Genomic DNA, 7,396 nt, shown 5'->3' with positions numbered 1-7,396 from the left:
GCGTTCCGCCAGGCCATCACCGATGCCTGGATGAAGGACGAGGCCAGCCACGTGCGCGAGCTGCTGGCGCAGGCGCGCCTGCCGGCCGACGAACAGGCGCAGGTGCAGGCCACCGCCGCCGACCTGGTCAAGCGCGTGCGCGTGCGTGCCCAGGACCAGGGCGCAATCGAAGCCTTCATGCGCCAGTACGACCTGGGCAGCGAGGAAGGCGTGCTGCTGATGTGCGTGGCCGAAGCACTGCTGCGCATTCCCGACCAGGACACCGCCGACAAACTGATCCGCGACAAGCTCGGCGATGCGGACTGGAAGAAGCACATGGGCGGCAGCGATTCGGTGCTGGTCAACGCCTCCACCTGGGGCCTGATGCTGACCGGCCGCCTGGTGCAGATCAACGACGCCACCCGCGCCGACGTGCCGGGCGCGTTCGCGCGCCTGATCGGTCGCGTGGGCGAGCCGGTGATCCGCCTGGCCGTGCGCCAGGCGATGAAGATCATGGGCCACCAGTTCGTCATGGGCCGCACCATCGACGAGGCGCTGTCGCGCTCGCACAAGGGCGACAACGCCAACTACCGCTATTCGTTCGACATGCTCGGCGAAGGCGCGCTGACCATGAAGGACGCCAAGCGTTACCTGGAAGACTATCGCCGCGCGATCCACTCCATCGGTGGCGACCACAAGGCCCGCGGCGGTCGCCCGGACGGTGACGTCAACGCGGCGCCGGGCATCTCGATCAAGCTGTCGGCGCTGTACCCGCGCTACGAGCATGCCAAGCGCGCACGCGTGATGGCCGACCTGGTCCCGGGCGTGCTGGAACTGGCGCAGCTGGCCAAGTCCTACGGCATCGGCTGCACCGTGGATGCCGAGGAAACCGACCGCCTGGAACTGTCGCTGGACATCATCGAAGCGGTGGTCAGCGATGCCTCGCTGAGCGGCTGGGAAGGCTTCGGCGTGGTCGTGCAGGCCTACCAGAAGCGCACCCCGTACACGATCGACTACCTGGCCGACCTGGCCCGTCGCATCGGCCGCCGCCTGCAGGTGCGCCTGGTCAAGGGCGCGTACTGGGACGCGGAAATCAAGCGTGCGCAGATCGACGGCCTGCCGGCCTACCCGGTGTTCACCCGCAAGCAGAACACCGACGTGTCCTACCTGGCGTGCACCAAGCGGCTGTTCTCGCATGCCGATGCGCTGTACCCGATGTTCGCCACCCACAACGCGCACACCATTGCCGCGGTGAAGGCGATCGCCAAGGGCGGCCAGTACGAGCACCAGAAGCTGCACGGCATGGGCGATGACCTGTATGCCGAAGTGGTGCCGGCCAATCGGTTGAACGTGCCGTGCCGCGTGTACGCACCGGTCGGTTCGCACGAAGACCTGCTGCCGTACCTGGTGCGCCGCCTGCTGGAAAACGGCGCCAACTCCAGCTTCGTCAACCGCATCACCGACGACGCGGTGGCCATCGACGACCTGATCCGCGATCCGGTCGAGGCGGTGTCCTCGTTCGCGTCCATTCCCCACCCGAAAATCCCGCTGCCGGTCGACCTGCTGCGCAGCCAGAACCATGACAGGACCAATTCCATGGGCGTCAATCTTGCCAACGACAACGACCTGCGCGCCCTGGCCGAGCAGCTCAACGCCGCCGTGAAGCCGTGGAAGGCCGCGCCGCTGGTGCCTGGTGCCACCCCGACCGGCGCCCTGTTGAACGTGACCAACCCGGCCGATACGCGCCAGGTGGTGGGCCAGTGGCAGCCGGCCGACAGCGCCACCGTCGAAAAGGCGCTGGCCAATGCCGTGGCCGCGCAGCCGGCCTGGAACCGCACCCCGGCCGCCAGCCGCGCGGCGATCCTGGAACATGCCGCCGACCAGCTGGAAGCACGCATGCCCGAGTTCATGGCGCTGTGCGTCAAGGAAGCCGGCAAGAGCCTGCCCGACGGCATCGCCGAAGTGCGCGAAGCGGTCGACTTCCTGCGCTACTACGCCAAGCAGGCGCGCGAGCAGTTCGGCCATGCCGAAAAGCTGCCCAGCCCCACCGGTGAATCCAACGAACTGCAGCTGCATGGCCGCGGCGTGTTCGTCTGCATCAGCCCGTGGAACTTCCCGCTGGCGATCTTCCTGGGCCAGGTGGCCGCCGCGCTTGCCGCCGGCAACAGCGTGATTGCCAAGCCGGCCGAACAGACCAACCTGATCGGCTACTACGCGGTGAAGCTGCTGCTCGACGCGGGCGTGCCCGAGGGCGTGGTGCAGTTCCTGCCGGGCGATGGCGCCACCGTCGGTGCCGCGCTCACCGCCGACCCGCGCGTGGCCGGCGTGGCCTTCACCGGCTCCACCGACACCGCCCGCGCGATCAACCGCGCGATGGCCGCACGCGATGCCGCCATCGGCGTACTGATCGCCGAAACCGGCGGCCAGAACGCCTTCATCGCCGACTCCTCGGCGCTGCCGGAACAGCTGGTCAAGGACGCCATCGGGTCAGCCTTCACCTCGGCCGGCCAGCGTTGCTCGGCCGCGCGCGTGCTGTTCGTGCAGGACGACATCGCCGACAAGGTGATGACCATGCTGTCCGGTGCGATGGCCGAACTGAAGGTCGGGGACCCGGGCCTGCTGTCCACCGACGTGGGCCCGGTGATCGATGCCGACGCCCTGCAGATCCTGCAGGACCACGCGGTGCGCATGGAGAAGGAAGCGCGCCTGATCGCCGCGGCCGAGCTCAACGAAGCCGCCGCGCATGGCACCTTCTTCGCCCCGCGTGCGTACGAGCTGAAGAGCCTTGACCAGCTGCACAAGGAAATCTTCGGGCCGGTGCTGCACGTGATCCGCTGGAAGGGCGACCAGCTCGATGCGGTGATCGACCAGATCAACGCCACCGGCTACGGCCTCACCCTGGGCGTGCATTCGCGCATCGATGAGACCGTGGACCGCATTTCCTCGCGCATCAACGTGGGCAACGTGTACGTCAACCGCAACCAGATCGGCGCGGTGGTCGGCGTGCAGCCGTTCGGCGGCCAGGGCCTGTCCGGCACCGGTCCCAAGGCCGGCGGCCCGCACTACCTGCTGCGTTTTGCCACTGAAAAGACCGTCACCGTGAACACCACGGCCGCCGGTGGCAACGCCTCGCTGCTGACCCTGGGCGACTGATCCACGGCGCAAGGCAGCACGAAAAAGCCCCGCAAACGCGGGGCTTTTTTTTTGCGTGCCCCCCGGGGGGTAGAGCCACCCCACGGGTGGCTGCACGCCATCCCGGAACAATCCGATCACCTGATGCCATCGGTTCGAGGGCGGTCGCAGCTGGCAAACCGACCTGGGCCACGACGAGGCGGTGTACCGCAACCCGCATTTCCTGGCGCAGCTGCGGCAGGGACTGCGTTGCGCGGCCGGCCGCTCGCCGCTCTGTTGAGTCGCTGATCGCCCGTGCAGTCCCGCACGGGATTTCTGCGCGGCAGGCAAACAAAAAGCCCCGCTTTCGCGGGGCTTTCTGCAGTCAGACACGCCGTACTGCTACGGCGATCAGAACTTGTAGTTGAACGACGCAGCAAGCACGTCGCCGCCCACATCGTACTTGCCCACCAGCTTGTTGCCGGTTTCCGAGGTCACGTTGACGTTCGGATCCTTGGTGAACAGGTGGGTGTAACCGAAGTTGTATTCCATGTTGGCCGACGGGGTCCAGCCCACGCCCAGCGACAGCCACTTGCGGGTGGTGTCCGGCACGCGGACGTCACGGTGCGCGTCGGTGGTCGGGGTCTGGTCGTATGCCACGCCGCCGCGCAGGGTGACGGTGTCGCTCAGCTTGAAGTCCGTACCCAGCGACACGAAGGTGGTGTCGCGGTAGGCGAAGTTGAGGTTCGAATCGGCCTGGTTGGAGGCGTAGTCGATGGTCACCTTGTCGAACGAGGTCGACCACGCGGTGCGGGTCACATCGCCCATGACGGTCCAGCGGTCATTGACGTTGTGGGTGACGCTGAAGGTCGCCGAGGCCGGCATGGTGACCGTGGCGCGACCGCTGGTGTCCACGAACCAGCCCGGACGCACGGTCGGGCGGGCCAGCACGGCGCGGGCGCGATCACCGCCGTTGAAGGTGGCTTCGCCGTTGGTGATCTTGTGTTCCACCTTCGAGCGGTAGCTGATACCGATGTGGGTGTTCTCATCCGGGCTGAACAGGCCGCCGACGGTCCAGCCGACAGCGTTGTTGTCGCCTTCAACCTTCAGGGTGCCGTCATCGCTGCCCGGCGCGAAGCTCGGCACACGCGACTGGGCCAGGATGGCGCCGTAGTCGATGGCGTTGGTCAGTTCGATGGTCAGGTGTTCGACGAACACGGACGCGCCGAAGGACACGTACGGGTTGACGTCATAGGACGCCGCGAAGCCCAGGTCGATGGCCTTCAGGTCGGTCTTGATGCCGCTGTAACGGCCGACCCAGTCGCTGTCGTATTCGGTCTTGAAGCCGAACGGAGCGGTCAGCGAGACGCCGAAGTGGGCCTTTTCGCCGATCGGCATGTGGAAGTAGGCGGCCGGGACCGGGGCGATCATGCCGGCGTCGCCGCCGTCACCGCCCGAGATCGGGGTGCCGGTGCCGGCACCGGTCGGGCCGGCGTTGCGGCCGCTGCCCTTGAAATCGGCCGAGAAGCTGATGGCGCTCAGGTCACCCTGGATCTGCATGCCTTCCAGCTGGCGCATGCCGGCCGGGTTGACGGCGATGATCGAAGCGTCGCCCTGGGCGCTGCCCGAACCGGCGAAGGCGCGGCCAAGACCCTTGGCGCTGTTTTCCTTCAGCTGGAAGGCGGCGGCGTGGACGTGGCCAGCGGCCAGGGCACCGGCAATGCCGACGGCCAGGGCGGTGACGCGGGCAAGCGAGGAAGCGGTATGCATGTTTGGTTCTCTCCGGAATTGCGGTGATGTTTGGCAACGCGCGCCTGCGTTGCTCCCTGCCCTGGGGCGGGAACAACGCGCCGGATTCCCCTCCCGACATACGACGCCGTATTGGAGTATACCCAGACCGGTTAATGAAACAATAACGGGCGTCGCCCTTGTGGCTATTCAGGCTGAACCCGTCAATCCCCCGTCGGGAGCGCCACCGCGCTAGGCTAACGCCCGCATGTTCGTGTCGATCCCCTCCCGCAAGAAGTCTGCCGTCCGCTGGGCTACCCCGCTGCTGTTCGCTGCGCTGTGGGTGGCATTCCTGTGGTCGATCTCGCGGCCCGGCGACGCCCGGCGCAGCCTGTGGCTGGACTGGGGCGCGCTGTCGACCGGGCTGACCCACCCGCTGGACTGGTGGGCCACCCTGCAGGACGGCAGCGTGCTGCGCCTGTTCACCGCCCTGTTCCTGCATGCCGACTGGTCCCACCTGCTGGGCAACCTGGTGTTCCTGCTGATCTTCGGGCTGCCGGCCGAGCGCGTGCTGGGGCCGTGGCGGCTGATGCTGCTGTTCCTGGTGGGCGGGGCGATCTCGAACCTGACCGCGATCTACACCATGGGCAGCCCTGACCAGATCATCATCGGTGCCAGCGGCGCGGTGTCGGCGTTGATCGGGGCCTACCTGGCACTGTTTCCGGGCGCGCGGCTGGGCGTGGTGATTCCGCTGGGCCTGTTCCTGGAATTCGTACGCGCCCCAGCCTACCTGCTCATCGGGGTCTGGGCGGCGCTGCAGGTGGTGTTTGCCTACATCGGCCCCAGCTTCGGCATGGTGGCCTGGTGGGCACACATCGCCGGCTTCGCCTTCGGGCTCGGCTACGGGGTCTACGTGCGCGCGGCAATCGCCCGACGCCTGCGCAAGCGGCACGGCTTCTAGGTAACGCCGACCGCTGACCCGCTGCCGCTACGCCGGATTCGCCCGGTAGTGCCGGCCGCTGGCCGGCTCCTCGTACGGTTGGATTCGCCCGGTAGTGCCGGCCGCTGGCCGGCTCCTCGTACGGTTGGATTCGTCCGGTAGTGCCGGCCGCTGGCCGGCTCCTCGTACGGTTGGATTCGCCCGGTAATGCCGGCCGCTGGCCGGCTCCTCGTACGGTTGGATGACTGCAGAGCCGGCCAGCGGCCGGCACTACCGGTCAGGGTTTGGTGGGCACATCCGCCGGCTTTGCTTCCGGCTTTGCTTCCGGCTTTGCTTCAGTCGGCTTCACCGCTGCCGCCGCCGGCTTGGCCGCCGGCTTCTTCGCCGCTTCCGCCTTCTGCCTGGCCACTACCGAACCCGGGTTCTTCAGCTCGGCCAGCGCGTCGTTGATCGGACCATCGCCGGACAGCACGTCACCGGCCTTGTAGCCTTCGCTGCCCTCCTCATCACCACGCAGGTGACCGGGCAGGGTCGCTTCGCTGTAGTCGGCCAGGCTGGCCGGCAGGTCGTCCTCGCCCTCGCGCTTTTCCGGCTGCAGCAGCACGTCGGGCACGATGCCGGTGGCCTGGATCGACTTGCCACTGGGCGTGAAGTAACGCGCGGTGGTGAGCTTGACCGAATCGCCGTTGTCCAGCGGCAGCACGGTCTGCACCGAGCCCTTGCCGAAGGTGCGGCTGCCCACCACGCGGGCACGGCCGTTGTCGCGCAGCGCGCCGGCCAGCACTTCGGAGGCGCTGGCAGAGCCTGCGTCGGCCAGCACCACCACCGGGGCGCCCTTGAGCATGTCGCCGGGGGTGGCGTCGAAGCGGGCATCGCTGATCGAGATGCGGCCGCGGGTGCTCACGATGTTGCCCTTCTCAAGCAGGTCATCGGCCACCTGCACCGCTGCGGTGAGCAGGCCGCCGGGGTTGCTGCGCAGATCCAGCACCAGGCCCTTGAGCTTGCCGCCGGCCTGCTGCTGCAACTGGCCCACGTGTTTCTGGAAATCGGCGCCGGTGTCGGCCTGGAACGTGCTCAGGCGGATGTACCCGTAGCCCGGTTCCAGCATGCGGCTGCGCACGCTGGTCACGCGGATGGTCTGGCGGGTCACGGTGACATCGAACGGCTTGGGCTTGCCCTCGCGCACCAGGGTGAGGACCACCTTGCTGCCCGCCTTGCCGCGCAGCGGTTCGGTCGCTTCGATGGCGCTGATCGGCTTGCCGTCGATGGCGATGATCAGATCGCCGGCCAGGATGCCGGCCTTGGCGGCCGGGGTATCGTCGATCGGCGAGATCACCTTCAGGCTGCTGTTGTCGGGCTGCTGCTGCAGCTCCACGCCGATGCCGTCGTAAGCACCGGTGGCCTGCTCGTCGAAGGCTTCGGCATCTTCCTTGTCGAAATAGGTGCTGTGCGGGTCCAGGTCCAGCAGCAGGCCACGGATGGCCGACTGCATCAGCTTCTTGTCGTCCACCGGGTCCACATAGGCGGCGCGCACCGCGTTGTAGACCGCCACGTACCGCCGGATCTCTTCCAGCGGTACCCGCGATGTCACCGCTTCTTCGTTGCTGGCGGCGTCGCTGGTACTGCTGGCGGCCTCGC

General features: G+C 67.7%; 4 protein-coding genes. 2 read left to right on the top strand and 2 right to left on the bottom strand.

Annotated elements, in window-relative coordinates:
• Positions 1 to 3,132 (top strand): bifunctional proline dehydrogenase/L-glutamate gamma-semialdehyde dehydrogenase PutA (putA, locus tag DBR34_RS06895; protein WP_128096241.1); only part of this gene is annotated, 3,132 nt, incomplete at its 5' end.
• A 369-nt stretch (positions 3,133 to 3,501) separates the two neighbouring features.
• Here putA and DBR34_RS06885 read toward each other — a convergent pair.
• Entirely contained in the window at positions 3,502 to 4,860 is a 1,359-nt protein-coding gene (locus DBR34_RS06885; RefSeq protein ID WP_128096240.1) for an outer membrane protein transport protein, read from the bottom strand.
• A gap of 226 nt (positions 4,861 to 5,086) precedes the next feature.
• Between DBR34_RS06885 and DBR34_RS06880 the strand changes: the two genes are divergently transcribed.
• Positions 5,087 to 5,779, top strand: coding sequence for a rhomboid family intramembrane serine protease (locus DBR34_RS06880; RefSeq protein WP_128096239.1), 693 nt, complete (start codon positions 5,087 to 5,089; stop codon positions 5,777 to 5,779).
• A 256-nt stretch (positions 5,780 to 6,035) separates the two neighbouring features.
• Here the strand turns inward: DBR34_RS06880 and DBR34_RS06875 are convergent.
• Positions 6,036 to 7,396: S41 family peptidase (locus DBR34_RS06875; protein ID WP_146186786.1), on the bottom strand; the 1,361-nt coding region annotated here is incomplete at its 5' end.

It is taken from the genome of Stenotrophomonas sp. HMWF003, from assembly GCF_003061285.1.
Classification (GTDB): domain Bacteria; phylum Pseudomonadota; class Gammaproteobacteria; order Xanthomonadales; family Xanthomonadaceae; genus Stenotrophomonas; species Stenotrophomonas maltophilia_AP.
Note: the sequence above shows the minus strand (reverse complement) of the source record. Positions and strands in the feature narration are given on the sequence as shown.

Bases quoted from the DNA above. Each gene is read 5' to 3' on its own strand.
- DBR34_RS06880 (WP_128096239.1), top strand. From the start codon at position 5,087: ATGTTCGTGTCGATCCCCTCCCGCAAGAAGTCTGCCGTCCGCTGGGCT.
- DBR34_RS06885 (WP_128096240.1), bottom strand. From the start codon at position 4,860: ATGCATACCGCTTCCTCGCTTGCCCGCGTCACCGCCCTGGCCGTCGGC.